This is a genomic window from Microvirga vignae (assembly GCF_001017175.1).
Classification (GTDB): Bacteria; Pseudomonadota; Alphaproteobacteria; order Rhizobiales; family Beijerinckiaceae; genus Microvirga; species Microvirga vignae.
Genome location: NZ_LCYG01000014.1, coordinates 52181 through 74905, shown reverse-complemented (window position 1 = coordinate 74905; position 22725 = coordinate 52181). Strand labels below are relative to the sequence as shown.

Annotated in this window: 28 protein-coding genes, 1 tRNA gene and 1 pseudogene; 12 read left to right on the top strand and 18 right to left on the bottom strand. The window is 61.8% G+C overall.

Annotated features, from left to right (window positions below; translation table 11 throughout):
* Window positions 1-1164, top strand: coding sequence for a succinyl-diaminopimelate desuccinylase (dapE, locus tag AA309_RS03795; protein ID WP_047187660.1), 1164 nt, complete (start codon window positions 1-3; stop codon window positions 1162-1164).
* 101 nt (window positions 1165-1265) lie between these two features.
* Window positions 1266-1856 (top strand): hypothetical protein, encoded by a 591-nt coding sequence (locus tag AA309_RS03790; RefSeq protein WP_047187659.1) that lies wholly within the window; start codon window positions 1266-1268, stop codon window positions 1854-1856.
* Here the strand turns inward: AA309_RS03790 and truA are convergent.
* The 4 genes from truA to def are packed head-to-tail and all read right to left on the bottom strand — an operon-like array spanning window position 1853 to window position 4549.
* A complete protein-coding gene (truA, locus tag AA309_RS03785; protein ID WP_047187658.1) occupies window positions 1853-2596 on the bottom strand; it encodes a tRNA pseudouridine(38-40) synthase TruA in 744 nt (247 codons plus the stop codon). The two genes, AA309_RS03790 and truA, sit on opposite strands and share 4 nt — an antisense overlap.
* Before the next feature lies 1 nt (window position 2597).
* Window positions 2598-3092, bottom strand: coding sequence for a GNAT family N-acetyltransferase (locus tag AA309_RS03780; protein WP_047187657.1), 495 nt, complete (start codon window positions 3090-3092; stop codon window positions 2598-2600).
* A gap of 9 nt (window positions 3093-3101) precedes the next feature.
* Window positions 3102-4034 (bottom strand): methionyl-tRNA formyltransferase, encoded by a 933-nt coding sequence (gene fmt / locus AA309_RS03775; RefSeq protein ID WP_047187656.1) that lies wholly within the window; start codon window positions 4032-4034, stop codon window positions 3102-3104.
* Complete coding sequence (gene def, locus AA309_RS03770; protein ID WP_047187655.1) at window positions 4031-4549, bottom strand: peptide deformylase; 519 nt, start codon at window positions 4547-4549, stop codon at window positions 4031-4033. Before def ends, fmt begins: the two co-directional genes overlap by 4 nt.
* An 84-nt stretch (window positions 4550-4633) precedes the next feature.
* Between def and AA309_RS03765 the strand changes: the two genes are divergently transcribed.
* Together AA309_RS03765 and AA309_RS03760 are read left to right on the top strand one after the other, a co-directional pair.
* Complete coding sequence (locus tag AA309_RS03765; protein ID WP_047187654.1) at window positions 4634-5821, top strand: DNA recombination protein RmuC; 1188 nt, start codon at window positions 4634-4636, stop codon at window positions 5819-5821.
* Window positions 5822-5932: 111 nt separating this feature from the next.
* Complete coding sequence (locus AA309_RS03760; RefSeq protein WP_047187653.1) at window positions 5933-6436, top strand: YciE/YciF ferroxidase family protein; 504 nt, start codon at window positions 5933-5935, stop codon at window positions 6434-6436.
* Window positions 6437-6492: 56 nt separating this feature from the next.
* Here the strand turns inward: AA309_RS03760 and AA309_RS03755 are convergent, their stop codons facing one another.
* From AA309_RS03755 to yihA, 4 genes are all read right to left on the bottom strand, one after another.
* The gene (locus AA309_RS03755) at window positions 6493-7224 is read right to left on the bottom strand and encodes a pyrimidine 5'-nucleotidase (protein WP_047187652.1); all 732 of its coding nucleotides are present in this window, start codon (window positions 7222-7224) and stop codon (window positions 6493-6495) included.
* A gap of 83 nt (window positions 7225-7307) precedes the next feature.
* The gene (argB, locus tag AA309_RS03750; protein WP_047187651.1) at window positions 7308-8210 is read right to left on the bottom strand and encodes an acetylglutamate kinase; all 903 of its coding nucleotides are present in this window, start codon (window positions 8208-8210) and stop codon (window positions 7308-7310) included.
* A 143-nt stretch (window positions 8211-8353) separates the two neighbouring features.
* Entirely contained in the window at window positions 8354-8722 is a 369-nt protein-coding gene (locus AA309_RS03745) for a DUF423 domain-containing protein (protein WP_047187650.1), read from the bottom strand.
* A complete protein-coding gene (gene yihA, locus AA309_RS03740) occupies window positions 8719-9375 on the bottom strand; it encodes a ribosome biogenesis GTP-binding protein YihA/YsxC (protein ID WP_047187649.1) in 657 nt (218 codons plus the stop codon). The genes AA309_RS03745 and yihA overlap by 4 nt, the downstream gene beginning before the upstream one ends.
* Before the next feature lie 917 nt (window positions 9376-10292).
* On the opposite strand from yihA, the gene AA309_RS03730 reads away from it, so the two are divergent.
* Window positions 10293-10541 (top strand): hypothetical protein, encoded by a 249-nt coding sequence (locus AA309_RS03730; protein WP_047187647.1) that lies wholly within the window; start codon window positions 10293-10295, stop codon window positions 10539-10541.
* Between the two features lie 213 nt (window positions 10542-10754).
* On the opposite strand, the gene AA309_RS03725 is transcribed toward AA309_RS03730, so the two are convergent.
* The 4 genes from AA309_RS03725 to rpmH all read right to left on the bottom strand — a co-directional run bounded on the left by AA309_RS03725 (window position 10755) and on the right by rpmH (window position 15128).
* Window positions 10755-12353: a CYTH and CHAD domain-containing protein gene (locus AA309_RS03725; protein ID WP_052954465.1), complete on the bottom strand. Its 1599-nt coding sequence runs from the start codon at window positions 12351-12353 to the stop codon at window positions 10755-10757.
* 322 nt (window positions 12354-12675) lie between these two features.
* Entirely contained in the window at window positions 12676-14532 is a 1857-nt protein-coding gene (gene yidC / locus AA309_RS03720) for a membrane protein insertase YidC (protein ID WP_047187646.1), read from the bottom strand.
* Window positions 14525-14974: a ribonuclease P protein component gene (gene rnpA, locus AA309_RS03715; RefSeq protein ID WP_047187645.1), complete on the bottom strand. Its 450-nt coding sequence runs from the start codon at window positions 14972-14974 to the stop codon at window positions 14525-14527. The genes yidC and rnpA overlap by 8 nt, the downstream gene beginning before the upstream one ends.
* A gap of 19 nt (window positions 14975-14993) precedes the next feature.
* On the bottom strand, window positions 14994-15128 hold the full coding sequence (gene rpmH / locus AA309_RS03710) for a 50S ribosomal protein L34 (protein WP_027314822.1): 135 nt from the start codon (window positions 15126-15128) through the stop codon (window positions 14994-14996).
* A 277-nt stretch (window positions 15129-15405) separates the two neighbouring features.
* On the opposite strand from rpmH, the gene AA309_RS03705 reads away from it, so the two are divergent.
* The 4 genes from AA309_RS03705 to AA309_RS03690 all read left to right on the top strand — a co-directional run bounded on the left by AA309_RS03705 (window position 15406) and on the right by AA309_RS03690 (window position 18718).
* Window positions 15406-16215 (top strand): TVP38/TMEM64 family protein, encoded by an 810-nt coding sequence (locus AA309_RS03705; RefSeq protein ID WP_047187644.1) that lies wholly within the window; start codon window positions 15406-15408, stop codon window positions 16213-16215.
* Window positions 16216-16393: 178 nt separating this feature from the next.
* A complete protein-coding gene (locus tag AA309_RS03700; protein WP_052954464.1) occupies window positions 16394-17092 on the top strand; it encodes an NAD(P)/FAD-dependent oxidoreductase in 699 nt (232 codons plus the stop codon).
* A 6-nt stretch (window positions 17093-17098) separates the two neighbouring features.
* A complete protein-coding gene (locus AA309_RS03695) occupies window positions 17099-18535 on the top strand; it encodes a sensor histidine kinase (RefSeq protein ID WP_047187643.1) in 1437 nt (478 codons plus the stop codon).
* A gap of 106 nt (window positions 18536-18641) precedes the next feature.
* Window positions 18642-18718, top strand: a tRNA-Arg gene (locus AA309_RS03690).
* Window positions 18719-18911: 193 nt separating this feature from the next.
* Here AA309_RS03690 and AA309_RS03685 read toward each other — a convergent pair.
* From AA309_RS03685 to AA309_RS35050, 3 genes are all read right to left on the bottom strand, one after another.
* The gene (locus AA309_RS03685; protein ID WP_047187642.1) at window positions 18912-19247 is read right to left on the bottom strand and encodes a DUF5335 domain-containing protein; all 336 of its coding nucleotides are present in this window, start codon (window positions 19245-19247) and stop codon (window positions 18912-18914) included.
* A gap of 267 nt (window positions 19248-19514) precedes the next feature.
* Complete coding sequence (locus AA309_RS35055) at window positions 19515-19679, bottom strand: hypothetical protein (RefSeq protein WP_160310393.1); 165 nt, start codon at window positions 19677-19679, stop codon at window positions 19515-19517.
* A gap of 62 nt (window positions 19680-19741) precedes the next feature.
* A complete protein-coding gene (locus AA309_RS35050) occupies window positions 19742-19909 on the bottom strand; it encodes a hypothetical protein (protein ID WP_160310392.1) in 168 nt (55 codons plus the stop codon).
* A gap of 124 nt (window positions 19910-20033) precedes the next feature.
* On the opposite strand from AA309_RS35050, the gene AA309_RS35045 reads away from it, so the two are divergent.
* A complete protein-coding gene (locus AA309_RS35045; RefSeq protein WP_160310391.1) occupies window positions 20034-20204 on the top strand; it encodes a hypothetical protein in 171 nt (56 codons plus the stop codon).
* Window positions 20205-20614: 410 nt separating this feature from the next.
* Here the strand turns inward: AA309_RS35045 and AA309_RS03675 are convergent, their stop codons facing one another.
* A complete protein-coding gene (locus AA309_RS03675; RefSeq protein ID WP_150117376.1) occupies window positions 20615-20965 on the bottom strand; it encodes a hypothetical protein in 351 nt (116 codons plus the stop codon).
* Window positions 20955-21113, bottom strand: coding sequence for a hypothetical protein (locus AA309_RS35040; protein ID WP_160310390.1), 159 nt, complete (start codon window positions 21111-21113; stop codon window positions 20955-20957). Before AA309_RS35040 ends, AA309_RS03675 begins: the two co-directional genes overlap by 11 nt.
* Before the next feature lie 509 nt (window positions 21114-21622).
* Here AA309_RS35040 and AA309_RS37575 point away from each other — a divergent pair.
* Both AA309_RS37575 and AA309_RS37570 read left to right on the top strand, forming a co-directional pair.
* Window positions 21623-21682 (top strand): annotated as a pseudogene (locus tag AA309_RS37575) (hypothetical protein); the annotation flags it as partial.
* Between the two features lie 427 nt (window positions 21683-22109).
* Window positions 22110-22361: a TOBE domain-containing protein gene (locus AA309_RS37570; RefSeq protein WP_052954463.1), complete on the top strand. Its 252-nt coding sequence runs from the start codon at window positions 22110-22112 to the stop codon at window positions 22359-22361.
* A 206-nt stretch (window positions 22362-22567) separates the two neighbouring features.
* Here the strand turns inward: AA309_RS37570 and AA309_RS35740 are convergent, their stop codons facing one another.
* Entirely contained in the window at window positions 22568-22705 is a 138-nt protein-coding gene (locus tag AA309_RS35740) for a hypothetical protein (RefSeq protein WP_200901941.1), read from the bottom strand.
* Window positions 22706-22725 lie beyond the last annotated feature (20 nt).

The following is a 22725-nucleotide window of genomic DNA, read 5'->3' as shown; positions in this document are numbered from 1 at the left end:
ATGGACACCTCACCTCTCTCCCTCGCTCGATCGCTTCTTCGCTGCCCGTCGGTGACGCCGGAGGAGGGCGGTGCGCTCTCGTTTATCGAGAGCGTGCTGAAGGCAGCGGGGTTCGAGGTGCATCGCCCGGTCTTCTCCGAGCCCGGTACGCCGGACGTGGAGAACCTCTACGCCCGTTACGGCACGGGCAAGCCTTACTTGCTCTTCGCAGGCCACACAGACGTGGTGCCGCCGGGCGAGGTCAGCCGCTGGCGGCATGATCCGTTCAGCGCCGAGATCGAGGACGGCGAGCTTTACGGGCGCGGCGCGGTCGACATGAAAGGCGGCATCGCGTGCATGATGGCGGCGGCGCTCGGCTTCATCCGCGACAATCCGGATTTCAGCGGCTCTATCGGCTTCCTTATCACGGGCGACGAAGAGGGGCCCGCCATCAACGGCACGGTCAAGCTCCTCAAATGGGCGAAGGGACGAGGCGAGCGCTTCGATCATTGCATCCTCGGCGAGCCGACCAATCCCAACCAGCTCGGCGACATGATCAAGATCGGGCGGCGCGGTTCGCTCACCGGCAAGATCGTGGTGGAGGGCAAGCAGGGGCACGTCGCCTATCCTCACCTCACGGACAATCCGATCCCCGGCATGCTGCGCCTGCTGGAGGGGCTCCTGCGCGAGCCGCTCGATCATGGCACGGATCATTTCGATGCTTCGAACCTTGAGGTGACGACGGTGGATGTGGGCAATCCCGCCTCCAACGTGATCCCTGCCGAGGCGAGAGCCACCTTCAACATTCGCTTCAATGACCTCTGGACGCCCGAGAGCCTGGAGGCGGAAATCTCCAGCCGCCTGAGCGAAGCAGCCGGTAACAGCGTTCGCTACACGCTGCGCATGGAGCCGACGAACGCCATTGCTTTCCTCACGCCGCCGAACGAGTTTGTGGGCTTCATCGCCGATGCAATCGAAGCAGAGACGGGGTTCCGCCCAAAACTCTCCACCACGGGCGGGACATCGGATGCGCGTTTCATCGTGAAGGACTGCCCGGTGGTCGAGTTCGGCCTCGTCGGACAGACAATGCATCAGGTCGACGAGCGCGTAGCGGTGGAGGATCTCAACCGACTCGCTGCAATCTATCGCAAAGTGTTGAACGCCTATTTCGCGCCCAACCCCTAGGGATAAGCGCGGCTTTATTGAACTAAAGTCGGAGTTCTGCCGGAACGTTTTGCGACTCCAGCCGGTTTCCCGTGAGCATCCCAATCCATGTGAGGCTGCTCATGATCGTTACGGCAGATGAGGTCAACCGCTCGTTCAGGGGAACGCTCGACCTGCTCCACAGCAGGGCCGAGGGACTGAAATCCTTCGACATGAGCGAGCGAGGATTCTGGCGCTCGTTTACCGCGATCTGGCTGACGCTCCCCGCCTACATCGTCTCATTGGCATTTGAGCGCCTGCGCCTCGGCCTCATGCAGCCAGACCGCTCCCTGCTCGACAATGTCTGGATCGATCTCGTGGTGGCGCTCGGCCATGTGGCGAGCTTCATCACGCTGCCTCTCGCCATGATCTGGATCGCTCGCCGCTTCAGCCTGACGAAGGCCTATGTGCCTTTCGTCATCGTGACGAACTGGATCACGGCCATGGGCCTGCTCGTGCTGTCCGTGCCCGCCATGCTCCTCCTGCTCGGATGGGCCACGCCGTCGCTCGCCAGCGTCTTCAGCCTCGCCTTCGCCGTGATCATCGTGCGGATGCAATGGTTCGCCACCAAGGCGACACTGGGGCTGTCGAGCCTTCCGGCGATCGGCATCGTGCTGATCGGGATCGTGCTTAATTCCTGCGTGGGGAGCATCACCCGCGGCCTGCTCGGTTAATCGGGATAATCGACGCCGATCAGGTAGAGCCCTGTCGGCGGTGCCATGGGGCCGCAGCGGGTGCGGTCTCGCGCCTCGAGTGCCGCGCGCACATCGGCCACCGACCAGCGTCCGGCTCCGGCACGCTCCAGCGTTCCGGTCATCGAGCGCACCTGATGGTGCAGGAATGAGCGGGCGGAAGCGTAAATTCGAATCTCGTCGCCGATGCGCTCCACATCCAGCCGGTCGAGAGTGCGGATCGGGCTGTTCGCCTGGCACTCTGCCGCGCGGAAGGTGGTGAAGTCGTGCCGCCCGATGAGCAATTGCGCCGCTTCGTGCATCACGGCCGCATCGAGATGCCAGGCCACATGCCAGACGCGGGAGGCGTCGAGAGTCGGCGGAGCACGGCGGTTGAGAATGCGGTAGACGTAATGCCGCTTGATCGCCGAGAGGCGTGCATTGAAGGTCTCAGGAACTATCTGCGCCGAGACGATCGCGACGGGCGCAGGCCTCAGGTGAGCGTTGGTGGCGTCCCTCACCGTATCGGGCCGCCATTCCCTCGTTAGATCCACATGCACGACCTGATGGGTCGCATGGACGCCGGAATCCGTGCGCCCGGCGCAATGGATGCGAACCGTCTCGCCGGCAAAGCGCGCGATGGCATCCTCCACCGCCTGCTGGACCGAGAGTCCATTCGTCTGATGCTGCCAACCTGTGAATGGCGTGCCGTCGTATTCCACGACGAGCTTGTAGCGGGGCATGTCACTTCAATTCTGCAAAGGCCCTGGCGTAGGACACCGGGCCATGGGCCTCTTTTCCCTTCTCGGAAAGAGCAAGGGCCTGGAGATAAGGCCCGTCATAAGGGGTTTTCAACGACCTTGCCAGTTGGGGTGTGAACCCGAAGCGGCCGTAATAATTCGGATCGCCGAGAACGACGACCAAGTCGTATCCGTCGGCCGTGAGCCTCTCAAGGCCTTGCCGGACGAGGGTCGAACCGACGCCCTGTTTCTGAAACTCGGGCGCAACCGCCAGCGGTGCCAGCACGGAGCCTTTGACAGAAGGCGTTTCGTGAAGAGCCAGATGCGAAAAGGCGATGTGCCCTGCGGGCTTATCCGCATACGCCGTAAGGGAGAGGATCAGATCTCCATCATGGTGCATGTGGCGCACGAGGTCGGCTTCGATCAGCTGTCCAAAGGCAGCCTCGTAGATGGCATTAACCGCGGGCCAATCGGCGGCTTCCTCTACGCGGATAACCATGGACGAACCTCATAAGAAGCGGGCGCCCGGACCGATCCTTACGCCACGAAGGAATTCATCGAAAGCAATGGGGCCCTTGCCGGCGCGCTGAACCTGAATCAGGCGAACGGCCCCATCGCTACAAGATACCGTACCATCACTGTCGAGAAGTGTCCCTACGTCACCTGAACCTTTCCCCAACGTAGCTCTCAGAACCTTCACCCGCTCCTTACCCTTACCGAAATCGGCAGTGAAGAAGGCGCCAGGGAAAGGGGACAGGCCGCGGATACGGTCGTGCACTGCATGTGCAGGCTTGGACCAGTCGATCCTGGCTTCCTCGTTCTTGATCTTGTGAGCGTACGTGACGCCCTCTTCCGGCTGGGGCGTGAAGCCCAAGCCGCCCCGCGAGAGGGCCGCGAGTGCGCGGACCATCAGGTCAGCACCCAACATCATCAGCTTGTCATGGAGTTCGCCTGCTGACATGTCGGGGGTGATCGCCACCTTCTCGACCATGGCGACAGGGCCGGTATCGAGCCCTTCCTCCATCTTCATCACGGCAACCCCCGTTTCCTTATCGCCCGCCATAATGGCGCGCTGGATCGGCGCTGCGCCGCGCCAGCGGGGAAGGAGGGAGGCGTGAAGATTGAGGCAGCCGAGTTCCGGTGCCTCCAGAACGGCCATCGGCAGGATCATGCCATAGGCCACTACCACCGCCACATCGGCATTGAGGCTACGGAAGGCTTCCGCTGCTTCTTCCGTGCGCAGGGTCTTGGGCGTGAAGACGGGAAGTCCGAACCGCTCCGCCATCTTATGGACGGGGGAGGGCTTCAGCTCCATGCCACGCCCGGCAGCCGCCGGCTCGCGGGTATAGACGGCGGCGACCTCGTGACCTTGGCCGACGATCTCCGCCAGGGTGGGCACGGCGAAGTCGGGCGTGCCCATGAAGACGACGCGCAGACTCATGCTCCGGCCTCGCGCCTAGCGGCCTTCTTGAACTTGGTCATGACCCGATCCCGCTTGAGCTTGGACAGATAGTCGATGAACAGAACGCCGTTGAGGTGGTCGATCTCATGCTGCACGCAAGTGGCCAGGAGACCGTCCGCCTCCTGCTCGATCACTTCGCCTTGAAGGTTCATGTAGCGGAAACGCACCCGATCTGGTCGCTCGACCTCCTCGTAATATTCGGGGATCGACAGGCAACCTTCCTCGTAAACCCGCTTCTCTTCCGAAGCCCAGGTAATCTCCGGGTTGATGAGCACCATCGGCTGACGCTCGTCCTCGGATTTCGACACGTCCATGGTCACCATACGCAGGGGCACGCCGATCTGGATGGCAGCCAAGCCGACGCCGGGCGCGTCGTACATGGTTTCCAGCATGTCGTCGGCCAATTGGCGGATCTCTTGCGTGATTTCCTTAACGGGCTCGGAAACCAGGCGGAGCTTGGGGTCAGGGATGATAACGAGGGGTCTGATGGTCATGATCGCGGGAGATAAGGGCTTATAGAAGGATGGTCAAATCGTTCGTGATATGTTCGGATGTCGCCGTCAACCGGAAGCGTGGCCATGAACGATATTGTCCTGATCCTCGGCAATCATGCCCTGACCTGGGGGCACATCGTCATCGGCATGGCGGCTTTGAGCCTGCTGCTCCTCACACTTGTGACCGTGCTGCTCCTGAAGACGCGCCGGGAGAAGGCTCTGGAAGCAGCGGTTGCGGAGGAGCGCACTCGTGAGATGGACGACAAGGTGGCCGAGCTCACGCGCATCCAGGCGGAGATGACGGGGCGCATGCAGACTATGGCCGAAGTTTTCGGCTCCCGCCAGAGCGACTTCATACGCATGGTTTCGGAGAGGATTGATGGGCTCCAACATCGGGTGGGGCAGGGGCTTGAAGCCTCGACGCGCCATCAGAGCGAGAACCTCTCGAGGCTCAACGAGCGCCTTGCCGTGATCGATGCGGCTCAGCAGAACCTCAGCAACCTCACAGGCGAGCTCGTCGGGCTGAGGGACATCCTCGCCAACAAGCAAAGTCGAGGCGCTTATGGCCAAGGGCGCATGGAGGCAATCATTCGCGATGGGCTGCCCCCGAATGCTTTCGAATTCCAGGCAACACTCTCCAATCGCACGCGGCCCGATTGCCTCGTGCGTCTGCCAGGCGACGCGCGCGGTCTCGTCATTGATGCGAAATTTCCACTGGAAGGCTTCACCTCCTTCCGTGAAGCAAGAGGGGAAGAGACGCGTGCCCGTGCCGCCGCGAAGGTGCGTAGCGACATGCTCGTGCACGTGAAGGACATCGCGGAAAAGTATCTCATTCCCGGCGAGACGCAGGATATCGCAATGCTCTTCGTGCCGGCGGAGTCGATTTATGCGGATTTGGCTGAGCATTTCGATGATGTGGTGCAGAAGGCCCATCGCTCCCGTATCGTGATCGTTTCGCCGTCTCTTCTCACGCTCGCTATTCAGGTGATGCAAGCGCTCGTGCGCGACGCGCGCATCCGCGAGGAAGCGCGTGTGATCCAGATCGAGGTGCAGAAACTTCTCGAAGATGTGAGCCGCCTCGACAGCCGCGTAGCTAAGCTCGATGCTCACTTCCGTCAGGCGCAGGACGATGTGGCGCAAATCCGCGTCTCGACGGAAAAGATCGTCAAGCGTGGCGAGAGGATCGAGACGCTCGAATTCGAAGATAGCGATGCTCAAGCTCGCGCCGAGATGCTGAGGCTTCAAGGACGCGACCTGCGCATCGTCGAATAGCTCCGGAACCGCCTTTCCATCGCGACGTTCTCCCAACTCTAACCGGCGCGCCACGCGAATGCGGGTGCTTGCAAGTTGGATGACGTCACACATCGGGAAGGATTAAGCGCTATGGGTCTCTTGTCGAAGGACATCAAGTCGCTGGACGATCTCTTCGTTCACACCCTGCAGGACATCTACTACGCCGAACAGCAGATCACGAAGGCGCTGCCGCAGATGATCGAGCAGGCTTCCGATCCTCAACTGAAACAGGCATTCCAGACGCATCTGGGTGAAACCCAGCAGCAGATTCAGATGGTCGAGCAGGTCTTCCGCATGCACGGCCATGATCCGAAGGGCGTGACCTGCCCGGCCATCGACGGCATCATCGACGAGGCGCAGGAGATCGCCGGGGATATCGACGATCCGCAGGTTCTCGATGCCGCTCTGCTCGCCGCCGCTCAGGCCGTGGAGCACTACGAGATCACGCGCTACGGCACGCTCGCTGCCTGGGCCAAGCAGCTTGGCCGTCAGGACTGCGCAGGCGTCCTGCACCAGATCCTGGATCAGGAAAAGGCGACGGATCAGAAGCTCAATCGCATTGCCGAGAGCAAGATCAATACGCAGGCTGCGTAAGATCATACGATAAGAAGTGGCCTCCCTCGGGAGGCCATTTTCATTTGGAGGGAACGTTACTTCGCCGGTAGTGCGTATTGAAGCAGGAAATCCGCGAGGTCGTTCGTGATGTAGTCGATGTCTGGCGTCTTCACCGCTTCCTGCTCGAAGCTCTCTCGGAAGGGATCCGCCGTCTTCGGTACGATCAGTGTCGTCGTCATGCCGAGTTCATGCGGCACGGTGAGGTTCTTGGCGATGTCCTCGAACATGGCCGAGCGCGTAGGTTCGACACCGTGCTTGTCGAGGAAATGCTCATAGGCACGCCGCTCGGGCTTGGGGACGAAGTTCGATGCGGCGATGTCGAACACATCCTCGAAATGATCGAGGATGCCTATCTTCTTCGCCACATTCTCCGCGTGCTTGCGGGAGCCGTTGGTGAGAATGAGCTTGCGGCCCGGCAATCTCTCAATGGCTTGCCCAAGGCCGGCATTCAGCTCGATATCCGTGTGGTCGATATCGTGCGCGAAATCGAGAAAGTCATGCGGATCGATATCGTATTCGTCGATCAGTGCCCGCAGGGTCGTGCCGTACTTGTGATAGAAATATTTCTGCAGTGCCCGGGACGACATGCCGTCCAGACCGAAGAGTTCCGCGATGTAGAGGGTGATGCGCTCGTCGATCTGCGGCCAGACCCGCGAGGTATGCGGGTAGAGCGTATTGTCGAGGTCGAAAACCCAGGTGTCCACGTGCGAGAAGGCGCGGGAATCAGGAGACGACAGGTGGTTTTCGACGGGTGGTTTGGCGTTCATGGATCACTAGAGACGGCAATGGGGCCGTGCGGCCCCACTGACTCGAATATAGGGATGGTGAGTGGCTCCGAAAAGGGGGCCGCTCAGCCGCGCCGGATCAGCGTGCCCGCGCCGTGATCGGTGAAGAGCTCCAGCAGCACCGCGTGCGGCACCTTGCCGTCGAGAATGACCACGGCCTCCACGCCCCGCTCCAGGGCATAGATGCAGGTCTCGATCTTCGGAATCATGCCGTCGGTGATGGTGCCGTCGGCGATGAGGCGGCGGCAATCCTCGATGGTCATTTCGGGGATCAGGTTCTTGTTCTTGTCCAGAACACCCGGAACATCCGTGAGGAGGAGAAGGCGCTTGGCCGTCATGGCACCGGCGATGGCGCCCGCAAACGTATCCGCGTTGACGTTATAGGTCTGGCCGTCCTGGCCGATGGCGACGGGGGCGAGAACCGGAATCAGCTCTGCGCTGAGCACCTGGTCCAGAACCTCGCGGTTCACCTTCTCCGGTTCTCCGACGAAGCCGAGATCCACCACCTTCTCGATGTTGGAATCCGGGTCCACGGCAGTGCGGGTCGCCTTGCGGGCGACCACCATGTTGCCGTCCTTGCCCGAGAGGCCCACCGCCTTGCCTCCTTCGGTGCCGATCCAGCCCACGATCTGCTTGTTGATGGAGCCCGCGAGCACCATCTCCACGACCTCGACCGTCGCTTGGTCGGTCACCCGCAGGCCGCCCTTGAACTCGGACTTGATGCCAAGCTTTTCCAACATCTTGCCGATCTGGGGCCCGCCGCCATGGACGACGATGGGCTTGATGCCGGACTGTTCGAGGAGCACCACGTCCTCGGCAAAATCCTCGGCCGCCGCACGGTCCCCCATGGCATGGCCGCCGTACTTGATCACCACGACCTGTTGGTCATAGCGCTGCATGTGCGGCAGGGCCTGAACAAGCACCTCGGCCTGCACATGAACGTCGGGGAGCTGTTTGGAATCGGGCATAGGCGGCTCCAGCGGGTGGAAGGATGACGAAACGGCCTGCGTTCTAGAGCATCGGACCCAAAAGTGGAATGCACTTTTGGGATTGCTCCGATGCTCATTTCTTGGAGTGGCGCATCGTGCAAGGGCTCATGCAGGCAAGGACTTCAGCCTCGCACGCGAAGAAGAGCCGATACGGCCACCAGAACCCAGCCGAGCATCAACAGGACGCCCCCGGTGGGGGCGGCCCTGGGGAAGAGGGCGATCCCGGCGAAAGCGCGACGGGAGAGATCGCCGCAGAACAGAACAAGGCCCAAAACGAGAAGATAGCCCGCAACCTGAGCGATGATCGGATGGACTGCTCCCACCGCGATCAGGGCCGCCAGGGCGAGGAGGCCCGGAGCATGGAACAGGAGAAACTGCGCCGCCGTGGTCAGATTGCCGCCGGTGATATGGGCCGCTGCTGCGGAGAGACCGACGCCCAGGGCACCGGAGAGGCCGGCCAGAGCGATGAGGAGGCGGGTCGCCAGGTTCACAGCGCGCCTCTTTCGCCGAGCAGCCGGGCGATTCCGGCGCGCAGCTCGGGAATGCCCAAGCCCGTGCGGCTGGAAGTCGGGAGAACCTCCGGATAGGCGGCGGCGCGCTTGGAGATCTTCTCGGCCGTGTCGGCGATCCGCTTCTCCAGTTCGCCCTTTTTCAGTTCGTCCGCCTTGGTCAGCACGATCTGGTAGGAGACGGCAGCGGTGCCGAGCGTTTCCAGAACCCCTTCATCGACCGGCTTGATGCCGTGGCGAGCGTCGATCAGCACATAAACCCGGGCGAGGCTCGCGCGGCCACGCAGGTAGTCGTGGATCAGCTGCGTCCAGGCATGGACCTTCTCCTTGTCCACGGCCGCATAACCGTAGCCGGGCATGTCCACGAGGTGGAGGCGGTCATTGATGTTGAAGAAATTAAGCTGCTGCGTGCGCCCCGGCGTGTGCGAGGTGCGCGCGAGCGTATTGCGCCCGGTGAGCGCATTCACGAGGCTCGACTTGCCCACGTTCGAGCGTCCCGCGAAGGCGATCTCAACCTTGCTCTGGGGCGGCAGGTTCTTCAGGGAATTCGCAGCCCAAATGAAATCCGCCTCGCCCGCAAAGAGCTTGCGGCCGATCTCGCGGAAGGGGTCGGTGTCAGGTGCCGTATCGGTCATGAGATCCTTATCGCCGCTCCGTGCGGGCTGTTCAAGGTCGCGGGCGGCACAACGGTGAAATGATGGGGGCCGTGGGTGGGTCCGGGAAAACGGCAAGCGCCTGTGTCCTCGGGGCGTGAGAGCCTTCCGAGGATGAGGGATCGAGGGGGCGCGAGGAGCGGTCCGGCTCGATGTCTGAAGTGTGTGAAGAGCCAAGCGGCTCCTCGCGCACGGCTTCTTTAGGCGGTCCATCCCACCTGAGGTGGCGACTGGCCTCCTGCCCGGCGGCTGGCGTTCAGCCATCCGGCAGGACCGCTCCCAGCTCCACAACCTGCGACGCCTCGCGAGCGCGCCCCTCGGTGAGCCGGGACAAACCCAATATGGCCCAGATTAGGACAATTGTCAAGAACAAATGGAGAACATTTTCCTGCTGCCGCCTCCATGGCCCCGCGTCATGCTCGCGCTTGGCGCGGGCATCCACGTCTTCAAACCGCTGTGGCTCCCAAGACGTGGATCCCCGGCACAAGGCCGGGGATGACGAGGAAGGGTTCATCGACGATGCGCACAAACGTGGATGGCTGGAACTGATCTCGGATCAAGTCGGGGGACGGCCATGCCGAGAGAGGGATCCCGGTTACGCCATCTGGACCGACGGTGGAGGATGCGGCTTGTACGCGGCAAGTGCATTGACCCTTCACCGCTGTCACGTGTTATCTTGTCACCGGAGCCGGGCGTACCCGGTTCTGGGGCGTGAGAACCTCTCCAACAGCGGCCGGTATCGGCCGTCAACGATGCCTTCCCAGCTATGGCCGGGGAGGCGATGGCGCATGTCCAGGGCGAAAGCCTAAAGGTCATCGCGGCCGTCTTGCGGCGGTCTTACTACTCCCCGACCACCAGCGGTGCTGGTGGTCGCTTCGCTTCACAAGGGGAGTGTCACCATGGTCTTCCGCCGCAAACCCAAACCGCCGCTCACGGAAGCGGCCAGGCTTGTGCAACAGGCCGTCGCCCTCATCCACGGCTACTGGCGTGATACGTCTTACCGACCGAGCACGGCCGATCTGACGATGTTCCGCCAGCTCGAGGAGATGCTCTTCCGCAGCCACGGCACCGTGCGCCGCATCGCCATTCGCATGGAGCGACGCTTTCACGACGAGCCGGAAATCAACGAGCAAAAGTGGTCGCGCTGATCTCCCGTCAGGAGGTCCCGGACTTGCTCCGGGGATTGGGCCGGGGATCCATGTCTTGAAAACACCGCTGCAACAAGACGTGGATGGCCGCAACGAGTGCGGCCATGACGAGAATAGAGACGGCACAGAGCAAAAAGACGTGGAATTGCCCCAGCCAATTCCATTCATGACGGGCCAGTGCGTGAACGGCCTCTCCGTTCCGAAGCCGAAGCCTCACATCCAGAACGGCTTTGCTTCGTCGAGCTTGGCGGCGGCCGCTTCGGCCTTGTCGAGGAGCTTGTTTCGCCGCCGGTCGATGCTTTCCGGTGAAAGCGTCGACAGGGACGGAACCAGGGAGCCGTGGACGGCAAGATCGTTCAGTTCTCCCAGCAGCTCCTGCAGGTCCTCCAGGGGTTCCAAAAGCTTCTTGCGACGCTTCTGTGCCTTGTCGGAAGCAAAGAGCGAGCCGAAGAACTCGGCTCCATAGCGAAGCTTCTTGATACGGATCCGCAATTCGTGGCGCTCCGCGTCATCGACGTCGCGCATGTGCCTGGCGAGCTTGCGGATGCGCCGCCATCGCCGCGACAGCTCGGTGCCGGCGAAGTCCCTGGCGGGGCGCTTCAGGGCCTTCTTCTGTCCGCCCTCATGCCCGATGCTCCAGGCTCCTGCCTCGATCCAGGCCGCAGTTCGCAGGACCACGTCCATGAAGCGCGGCGATTCCAGGGTGTCGAGCAGGTTGCGATAGGCCTGGCTGCGCCGCTGCTCGATCTCCTCCAGGTCGGACGAAACATGCGGGTCGGACGAAACATGCCGGTCGGACGAATCATGCAGGTCGGACGAATCATGCCCGGCCTCGTCCGCGGCGCGCAGCCGCTCGAGAAGTACGTCGAGGTCGCGGGCTTCCCCCAAGGGTTGGCCTGCGCAGCGGAGAGCGTCCCTGATCTCGGCGCTTTCCCCATCGGCCAGCAACTGGCTCTTGAACAGGGAGATCGCCGCTCTCAGCCGTCTCAGGCCCACCCGCATCTGGTGCAGGGCTGCGGGATTCTGCGTTTGCCGAACGAGGGCTTCGTTCAGCATCATCTGGGACAAGCAGTTCCGCCCGATGATCCGGAAGGCCGCGGCGCAGGATGCGTCCTGCGGCAGCGTGATCTTCTCTGCTTTGAAGGAGCAGATGGAGCCGTCCTCCAGGAGGCGGTAGCCCCGCTCGGATTTCGCAACGAGGGCGAGGCGCAGTGAAGCGGTCTCGCTCAGAGCGCGAGCGAGCGCGAAGAGAGCCGAAGCCTCCCCCTGTTTCAACTCGAGCTCGACTTCCGAGAAGGGGAGAGAGCGTCCGGCTGCCGAAGCCTCCGCCTGGTCCAGGGCCATCTCGATGACGGCCCCATCGTGCTCGATCTCGAATGCCTTGCGTTCCGTCTCGACGGTGAAAAGAGGCTTGATTGCTTTCCGGGCCGCTTCGTCCGGCAGCAGGGAGCCGAGCGGCGTTTCAGCAATCGCCGCGAAGTCGAGCGCATCGTCGACAGGAGTCTCCCATTCGCCGCGATCCATGGTGAGGCCGCGCTCTCCGGACTCGGCCTTGACGGTCTGAATGGCGCGCCCGTTCTTGCTGCGGATGCGCAAGCTGACGCCGGCACGTCGTAAGGCCCGGTCGTCCGTGTCGTAATAGACGGCGTGCAGATGGCCGCTCTGATCGGGCAGGGGATGGGCATGGGCGAGAGCAGGATGTTCGAGCAGCACATCGCTCCCCCCGGAGGCGAGCTCCAGCTTGAGCTCGATCTCACGCGGCTGCTGATTCGAAGCCGATGTCCCGCTCGACCGTTTCTTGGGGGCTTTCATGCCGGAAACACTGCGTTGTCGCCACGCCCTCATCATATAGGCGCTGGAACGCCGGCGGAAACAGCATTCCCGTGAGCGCTGCCCTCAGGCGGCAGCCCTCAAGACGGCCATGTCCGCGCCTCGAACGGCATCGAGATTGCGGGTCGCCGACCTCGATGTCGGGCTGGTTCACCAGGGCTTTGAGAAAGCCGACGCGGGGGTGCGCGGGAATCGGGTGAGGAATGTTGGGATTCGGCCCGGTTGTCGTCATGCCGTGAGCATGCCCAAAAGAAAATCCCCGGGACAAGCCCGGGGATGATCATTTCACAAGTGGCGCCGCATTCTAGCCCTGTGCGGGGCTGCTTCTGCGGTTGAAAGTCTTGCGCAGGTTTTCCCACAGCTCGATCTTCACGCCGTTGCGCTTCATGATGAAGGCCTGCTGGGTGACCGAGAGCAGGTTGTTCCAGGCCCAGTAGATCACGAGACCGGCTGGGAACGAGCCGAGCATGAAAGTGAAGATCACCGGCATCCAGGCGAAGACCTGCTTCTGCACCGGGTCCGGCGGCTCCGGGTTCATCTTCATCTGCAGCCACATGGTGATGCCCATCAGGATCGGCCACACGCCGAGCATGAGGAACGGCCCCAGCACCGGCACCGCGCCCGGGTTGTAGGGGATGAGACCGAACAGGTTGAAGATGGAGGTCGGGTCGGGTGCCGCGAGGTCACGGATCCAGCCGAAGAACGGCGCGTGGCGCATTTCGATGGTGACGAAGAGCACCTTGTAGAGCGCGAAGAACACCGGGATCTGGATCAGCACCGGCCAGCAGCCCGCGACCGGATTGATCTTCTCCTTGCGGTAAAGCTCCATCAGCGCCTGCTGCTGCTTCATCTTGTCGTCGGCATAGCGCTCGCGGATCGAGACCATCTCCGGCTGCACCGCCTTCATCTTCGCCATGGAGGCGTAGGACTTGTTGGCGAGCGGGAAGAACAGGATCTTCAGGATCACGGTCACGAGCAGGATCGCGATGCCGAAATTGCCGAACAGCTTGTAGAAGAAGTCCAGCACCTTAAAGAGCGGCTTGGTGATGAAGTAGAACCAGCCCCAGTCGATCATGAGGTCGAAGTTCTTGATGCCGAGCGAGCTCTGATAGGCATCGACGGTCGCCACTTCCTTCGCGCCGGCGAAGAAGCGCTGCGTGGACTCGACCGTGCTGCCCGGCTGGATGGTCTGCGCTGCGCCCTGCATGATCGCATGATAGGTGCGGCCCGCCTGGCTCTGCTGGGAGGTGAAGGCGCCCTGATAGGTCATCGCCTGATCCGGGATGACGGTGGCGGCCCAATACTTGTCGGTGATGCCGAGGAAGCCGCCCTGCACGCCGTCCCATGTCTTCTGGGACACGTTGGAGCCTGCAACAGGCGTCTCCTTGTCGAGAGCGTCGTATTTGATCTCCTGGAGACCGCTGTCGCCCAGAACGCCGATCAGGCCCTCGTGCAGCACGTAATAGCCCAGCGTCGTCGGCTTGCCGTGACGGGACACGAGGCCGTAGGGCTGCAAAGCCGCGGCCGTGGAGCCACGGTTCTCGACCGTGCTCTTGATCGTGAACATGAACTTGTCGTCCACCGAGATCGTGCGGCGGAAGACGAGGCCCTGGCCGTTGTCCCAGGTGAGGGTCACCGGTGTGGAAGGGGTGAGGCGGTCGCGGTCGGCAGTCCACTCGGTGCCGGCGTTGGGCAGGCTGCCTGCCTGGCCGCCGAGCCAGCCGAATTCCGCATAATAGGGGTTCTGCGTGCCTTCCGGAGACAGGAGCACGATATTGGCGCTCTTGGGATCGACGGTTTCGCGATAGTTCTTCAGCGCCACGTCGTCGATGCGGCCGCCGCGCAGGTTGATCGAGCCCGCGATGGCGGGCGTGTCGATGGCGACGCGCTTCGAATTGGCAAGAGCAGCCTCACGGGACACGATCGTGGGGGCTGCCGGCGTGCTCGGCACCGTTCCGGGCACCGTCGGCGAGGCGCCGCCGGCCTGGCTCGGGCTCGGAGGCGGGTTCGGTGCGGCGGGGTTCACCTGCGTGGATTGCTGCTGCTGCGCAGCCTGGCGCTGCCTTTCAGCCTCGGGAGCTGCAAAGAAATATTGCCAGCCCAGCAGAACCGCCAGCGAGAGGGCGATGGCGAGGATCAGGTTTTTGTTATCTTCACGCATGGGAATGTCCGCGACGCTCGCCTTTAAGGGGAGGTGAGGAGGGGAGAGGGCGATCAGAGAGGTGGGCGCTTTTCGGCTTGGTTACAACCCGTAGCGCACGCCGGAGATCGTCGATGAGCACGTCGTAATCCGCGGTCAGAATATCGCGCCGGCCGATGATGACGACGTCCGCATTGATGGTTGCGAAGTCCTGTGCTGCCACGGGAACGGCAGCACGGAGCCGACGCTTGATCCGGTTGCGCTCGGTGGCGTGGCCAACCCGTTTCGTGACGGTCAGACCGACCCGAAGGCCGGTTCCCGAGGTGTCGGGATCCGAAGGCTCGCGCAGGCGGGCCTGCACCGTCATCCGCTCCGTATGAAAGCGGCGGCCGGAGGCCGCCGCGACGAAGTCAGGTCTTTTCGTCAGACGCCCGATGGTCACATGTGCGCGAGGCTCGCGCATCGGGGGTCCTTAAGGCTGCTTACGCCGACAGGCGCTTGCGGCCATGGGCGCGGCGAGCAGCAATGACCTTACGGCCGCCCTTGGTCGCCATGCGCGCACGGAAGCCGTGGCGGCGCTTGCGAACCAGCTTGCTCGGTTGATACGTCCTCTTCACGGCACATCTCCGGTCGAAAGGGGCAGCGGTGCTCGAAGGCTCGCGCCCGTCTGGTTAGATAAGGGGTTGCCCCCGAAACTGTCTCGAAAAAACGATCAGCGCCCCAAGAAGAGCGCTGTCAGCTTGCGGGCTTATGACGGAACGGAGGGGCAAAGTCAACGCTGCTCTGGCCTTCATGCGGCAATCAGGCTGCTCGGCCCCTCACATTGTCCCGGGCGGGAGCCTGTAGGCGCGAGAATGGGAGGCGCTATATAGAGGCTCTTGGCCGGGAGGAAGCGTGGCAGACAAGAATGATACACCTGAAGGGGAGGCAACGAGCCTTGAACTTTGGAGATATCTGCCCCTTGCGATCCTCCTGATCGCGATCGGGGCGGTCTTCGCCACGGGCCTCCACCGGTCGCTGAGCTTCGAAACCTTCGTCCATTACCAGGTTCAGCTCCGGCAGATGGTGGCGGAGCATCGCCTGTCGATGCTGGGGCTTTATGTGCTCGTCTATGTGTCCGCCGTGACCCTGTCCCTGCCGGCCTCCGCCTTTCTGACGACCATCGGTGGCTATCTCTTCGGCTGGCTCCTGGGCGGCACGGTTGCTTCCATGGCGGCGACCCTGGGAGCGACGAGCATCTTTTTGATCGCCCGTACCTCCCTCGGGCGGCCTCTCCTGGAGCGGGCGGGCTCCCGGATCCAGAGTCTGGCGGAAGGCTTCCAGAGGCGGGCCTTCTCCTATCTCCTTTTCTTGAGACTGATGCCCGTCATGCCCTTCTGGCTGACCAATCTGGCAGCCGCTTTCTTCGGCATGCGGCTGAAATACTATGTGCTTGCAACCTATATCGGGATGCTCCCGGTCTCGTTCGCCTTTGCCTTTGCCGGGTCCGGGCTCGATGAAGTCATTGCCAAGCATGAAAGGGTCCGCCAGCAATGCCTTGCGGCCGGTGGGGCAGATTGCGCTGTCGACTTCGATGCCAAGAGCCTGCTGACGCCCGAGCTGATGGGGGCCCTGGCGGTCCTAGGAACTTTGGCATTGGCTCCCATTGTGGTCAGATATCGGCGAACAGGGGGCAGCCATGAAGACAAAGAAAGAAAAGCCTGATGAGCCGTTGAAGCCCGACTCTGCGTGATCGGGGCCGGATCCGCCGGCCTGTCGGTGGCGGCCATGGCCGCGGCCTTCGGGGTCTCCGTCGTGCTGATCGAGAAGGGCAAGATGGGAGGGGATCGCCCTGCGCGCCGGCCGGGCCGTCGAGAGGGTCGAGCCGAGGGAGGGCGGGCGTGTGGCCGTCTTCCTTCAAGGCGAGCCCGAGCCCATCGAAGGCAGCCATCTGCTGATTGCGGCTGGCCGACAGGCCGTGGTCGAGGGCCTTGGCCTGGAGGGGCCAGCATCGAGATCGATGCATCCGGCATCGTGGCCGACCGGCGGCTGCAAACGACCAACAGGAGGGTCTATGCCATCGGCGATTGCGCCGGTGGAGCAGGGGCGGGAGCGCGCTTCACCCAGGTGGAATCATCATGCCGGGCTCGTGATCCGCAATGCGCTGTTCCGCTTGCCGGCCAGGGTCGGGCAGGCACCGATCCCCCGTGTGCTCTACACCGATCCGGAACTGGCCGCCGTGGGGCTCACCGAGGCCGAGGCCCGAGAGAGGCATGGAGCCATCCAGATCCTGCGCTGCAGCTTTTCGGAGAACGACAGGGCCTGGGCCGAGGGGACAACCGAGGGTCATGTGAAGGCCGTTGTGACGCCGCGCGGGAGAATCCTGGGATGCACGATCGCCGGGGCTCATGCCGACGAGCTGATCATGCCGTGGGTCCTCGCCTTGACGAAAGGATTGACGGTTTCCGATCTTGCCGGCTTGGTCTATCCGTACCCCACCTTCTCCGAGGTGACAAAGAGCACGGCGGTGGAGTTTCTGAAGCCTTCGGCTCAGAATCCTTGGTTGCGGCGAGCGATCGGATTGCTTCGCCGCTTGGGATAGGCGGGCATGGACGTCGAGCGGCCGCAATCATTGGCATGGCGAATCCTGAGCCAGTTCGGGCTTTCCGCGCGCCTGCTGCTGTTGACCATCCTTTTCGTGATGATCGCGGAGGTGCTGATCTATGTGCCTTCGATCGCCAATTTTCGCCAGACCTGGCTGAACGACCGCATCGCCGCGGCGCAGATCGCGGCCATGGTGCTCGATGCCGCGCCCGAAGAGAGTTTGCCAGAAGACCTCGAACTGCGCCTCCTCCAAGGCGTCGGGGCTCAGGCCATCGCGCTGCGCGGCGGAGGGCGCAGGAGCCTCCTGGCCATCAGCGATGTTCCGCCCGAGGTGAGCAAGAGCATCGATTTGCGGGATGCGAAATGGATCGATCTCGTGAGCGATGCTTTCGATGCCCTGTTCTATCCGGCCGACAAGCCGATTCGGGTGATCGGCCACGGCATGGGGGTCGATTTCGTCGAGATCATTCTCGATCAGCGCCCCTTGCGGGCCGCCATGCTCGATTTCTCCCGCAACATCCTGCTTCTGTCGCTCTTCATTTCCCTCATCACGGCGAGTCTGGTCTATCTCACCCTGCAATGGGTCATCGTTCGGCCCGTGCGGAGATTGACCGGCAACATCGCGGAATTTTCCGGCAATCCGGAGGACGCCTCTCGCGTCATCCAGCCGACGGACCGGGCGGATGAGATCGGCCTTGCCGAGCAGGCCCTGGCGCGCATGGAAACGACCTTGGCCGACGAGCTTCGCCAGAAGCGGCGCCTCGCGCAGCTCGGCCTTGCGGTCAGTAAGATCAATCACGAATTGCGCAACATGCTGACCACGGCCCAGCTTCTGACGGATCGTCTCGAGCGGGTGAACGACGAGACCGCGCAGCGGGTCGCGCCCCGGCTCGTGGCCACCCTCGACCGCGCCATCGCCTTCTGCGAAACGACGCTCGCCTATGGCCGCGCCACCGAGCCACTGCCGCAGCGCCGGCTGATTCCCCTTGCGCCGCTGGTCGAGGACCTGTCGAATCTGACGGATCTCGCGCCGGAAGTCGGCATCGCCTTCAAGGCCCATGTGCCGGAGGGCTTGATGGTCGACGCGGACAAGGACCAGCTCTCACGGGTGCTCGTCAATCTCGTGCGCAACGCCGTGCAGGCCTTGAGCCAGACCGGACCCAGCCAGGGCCAGCCCTGCATCGACATCAAGGCCAGCCGAGAAGGGAATACAGTTACCATTCTCGTTGAGGACAACGGCCCTGGAATCCCGGAGCGGGTGAAGGCCGATCTCTTCACACCCTTCCAGAGCTCCGCCCACAAGGGCGGCACGGGCTTAGGGCTCACGATTGCGGCGGAGCTGATCCAGCTTCATGGCGGCACGATCAGTCTCGATGAGGGCGAGGGCCACACCTGTTTCCGGATCACGATCCCGGATCGTGCCTCCGTTCAGGAGACATAATGAGCTTTGTGCAAAATCTCTTCAAAGGAGGCTTGCCAAGCGCGTCAGAACCCTTTAAGTCACCCGCCTCGGCTGATGTTGCTTCTCGCAACGACCTGCCGACCAAGCGCCCGTAGCTCAGCTGGATAGAGCACCAGACTACGAATCTGGGGGTCAGAGGTTCGAATCCTTTCGGGCGCGCCATTCTTCTCCTTGAAAATACAAAATCTCACGAAGCCAACCTGCTTGTGACGCGCGTGTCACGACGAGATCTTCCACGTCTCATCATCGGCGGGAGTTTTCTGCGCGTCTTGGCATTGATCGGCCTTTCACAACGCACGTATCCTCACGTCCGATCACAGGCACCACCCTTACCGACTGCTCTCGTTTGAGTGGCTCATGGTCCAGGTAGCATCAGCGGCTCACGAAACATAGCGATCTGCTGTCTGCCGTCGCCGTCGATCACCCGTACGCTGATGATGCCGTTGCTTCCCTCTTCGACAGAGATCTCTCGGGGGTGGCGGATCATGTGATCGAGTCCTTCCATGGCAATTTCGATCATGTCGTCCTTTGCATCATAAACCATCCCGAGCAGAGGCAACCATTCAGCTTCGACCTGATCGCCCAAAGTCAGGGACTGGACACGGATCTCTGTGCGAGCCCCGGTCAAAATTCTCGAGAGATGGTCACAAAATCCCTGCCATTCACTCTTCTCAAGTTTTCGAACATTCATGGATGCCTCCGCGCTCAAGCAGGACCTGAGATGAACGTCTATTGGTCCTCCCGGGGATTCCCATCGGTGGAACCGACGCTGATCTCTCCATTGTCTGATACAGGGTACGAGAGGCGCGATGATGGCCGGCACAACCGGTGAAGCACAGGAAGGATCAGACGGAGCAGAGCCCATCGGGCTTCACCGCAAAATCCCGCAAGTCGATAGGAAAAATGATGACAGCAACCGCATTGCCCTGATCACCCAAGGGTGTGGCCTTCGGCAGGGTCAATGCTTCCAGTTGCTCTGCTTCTCCATCTTATGGCCCGGCCCCGTGTTCCGGCTGCCGATTCCACCTGTTGTCTGGTTGCCTGTGCCGCCACCCAGACTCGGATTGCCGACATCGGGAGCGTTCTGCTGGCCTGATGGGCCTTTCTTGGGTTCCCTCGCCATAGCGTAGCTTCTTCTTGCAATTCAGCGTTTAGACCCTGATCTATCAGTCGCGCCTGGTAGACTCAGCGTTGTCTGTCTGGCGCTCCGCCGTCCGTGCGGGTTCCGGGATCGAGAGGGTTTGCCTCGGTGCGGCCTGCGCCTGAGGTGTTCTCACCCCGGCGCTTTTTATCCGCGCTCTTGTCGCGGGTCTTGTTGACACCGCCCTGGTTGTGACCTGCATTCTGTGGCATTTCGCGTCTCCTATGAACCTGCCGTGAGAGGCATTGACGTAGGTGCGGCCTCTGTGCGTGCACGCGAAGCCGCGTGAAGCCTTAAGCGAGATCAGTGTCTGCTGCCGCTCTGAACGTCTTGCCGATGAGCGCCGAATCCGGCACCGTGCAGGCTCTCGAGAGAGTTCTCACAACGGCTGATGTGGCTCGCGGCCCGCTGCCGGACTTCCTGAGTGTTGTGACAAGGATCGTCCACGTCCTGATGGCAGAATTGGCGGATCATGAGCGTGGCCTTAATTCCTGCGTGCTGGTGTAGCCAACGTGATGGTGGAAGCGGGGTTCCTCGTGCCTAGCTTCATACTGGCTGTCTGAGTGGTCGCGAGGATGAGTTGATGCACGCAAACTCAGCAAGACGACAGCGCGGATGATCACGCCGGAGACAGATCACCTCCGGCTCGAATGGAAGGGTAATCAGCTCGTTGTCACGTTCCCCCAGATGAGCGCTCCTATGGACGAATGAGCGTCGTCCTGCTCCATTCACGTGGCCGGATATGGAGCAACGTCATCCTCTTGGACCGCTCATGCGGATATCCGTCATGGGAGACGGCGTCGCTGACACGAAGAATGCGCAGTCCTTCCGGATCGAACAGTCACAGCGGAGCCGGATTGCTCTCGACCGCCACTATGCTGCTGGTACTCGGGACAGAAAATCAGTGATCTCGTTGCTCAGCTTGTGGGAGAGTTCTGCAAGATGAGCGAAACCTCTAGAACATTTTCTGCCGTGGCTCCGCTCGACGTCGCTGCAGTTTGCACCGACACGATCCCGCTTGCCATGTCCCGAGTAATGGCGGCCGCACCTGCAATGCTTTCAGCGATCCGCCGCGTGGCTTCCTGTTGCTCGCCCGCTGCCGTTGCAACGACGTTGCCAATGGAGTTGATCTCCCGGATGGTATCACCGGCCTTCGTAATTGCCATGACCGTTACATCGGCTGCGCCCTGGATGGCGCGGATCTGCTCAGAGATCCGGTCCGTCGCCCGACTTGTCCGGCCTGCCAACTCTTTGACTTCATGAGCCACGACGGCAAATCGCCTTGATCATCACCTCGCGGCCCTTGATCGTCGCTTCATCCGTCGCCTGAATCAGCGCGACTTTTGGCGGGACATTCATGCCAAGCTGGGCGGTGTCCTTCTGATATGCGATGAACTCCTGCAGACGGTGGGCCATTAGCGAGCGACCGAAATTCCTGCTTTGCGTCCTCTTTATCCTCAGTCGTATAGATGGCGTGAGACGCCACGACGGCATGCTCGATTGCGCGACCGAGAGTTTGGGCCTGCAACGCGCCACTCCACGCAGCTTCTACAGCCACGGCCGTCGCGTGGTCTTGATCATTTGTACGGAAGTAAACCCAGCAAGGCCGAGCGCTGCAAGGCCCACCAGGCCGACGACCGCAGCCAACTTGCTACGCAAGCTGAACAGCATGAGTTTTGCTCCAAGCAGTGATTGCTCTGGAGCTTGAGGCGTGCAACTTCCTGCCTGGAAGTTAAACCTGGCCGTCTAGAAAGTTATTTCTGTCAACTTGCCTACGACATGCCGTGTGATCGGAACGTTCTGGCCCGTCCTTCTTGATTGCTTTTGCTCGTCCAGGCTTCTGTGCGATCGAGAATTTTCAAAAAACTTCGGAGGAATGGTGCGGTTGTCATATGGATGCCAGATGACTTTCCTAAACAGCCAGCATGCAGCACTACTACTTCGATCTCTCCGATGGACGCCGGCTGTATCCCGATCCTACGGGCCTCATGTTGGACAATCTTGCCGCCGTCCGACAGCATGCGATCGCGCCTTGGCTCCATAGCCACGGATACTGCTGCCGGATGAGCCGCTGTCCGCGCTTGATGCGAAAATCCGCATCTCGCTGCGGGATGAGATTCGTGCGGTGCAGCGCGAACTGGGCATCACGACGATCTATGCCACTCACGACCAGGAAGAGGCCGTTTCGATGTCCGATCGCCTCGTCGTGATGCACGATGGCCGGGTCGAGTAGATCGGCGCTCCTTCCAACATCTGCAACCGTCCAGCCACACGGTTTGTTGCATCCTTTATCGGCACGTTGAACCTGTTGCAGGCGACAATTGTCGATCGAAAACCGGGCGCGTGAGCCTCGACGGATAGAGCACCATCCTCCTGGATGCTCTGTCGAATGCTGCTGCCGGCTCATCATGCATGCTGGACGTGCGGCCGGAACTCATCTCCATCGGCAGCGTCAGGCTGCGAGATGGTCGCCTCGAAGGTGTCGCCGAGGAGGTGAATTTCCTCGGTCCAATCATTCGCATCAAGGTGCGAACGGAGCAAAAAGTCATCACCGTCGATACTTTCAACAATGCGAGCACTCAGCCACTCGAGCGAGGCCAACCGGCGACAGTCTGCTTTGCGCGGGAAGATGTTCTCCTTCTTCCGGATGATGATGCTGCTTAGGGAATGAACCTGCGGATCAAATGGAGAGTTGTCGTCCAGAGCCGCGAGTTGGCCGCCATCGACGGACTGCTTTTGAAGGTCGTGCTTGAACCAACCGCTATGATTCTCTCTCCGAGTGCCACATCTCCGCAAGCGCATGCTCGATCCTCATTGAGCGGATGGTGTCGCGGAATACGAAATGCACGCGCAAAGCTCCCATGAGCCGATCATAAGCGTCGACCGCCGAGCAGCTTCTCGATCAGCGCATCGGCGGCCGAACTGGTAAGCCCCCAGGCCACAGCATTGTTGTCGCGATAAACCGTAAATGTGCCATCCTGAGTGGCTTTCTTCTCAACACCCACCATGAGCAAGGCTCCTTCTGCGA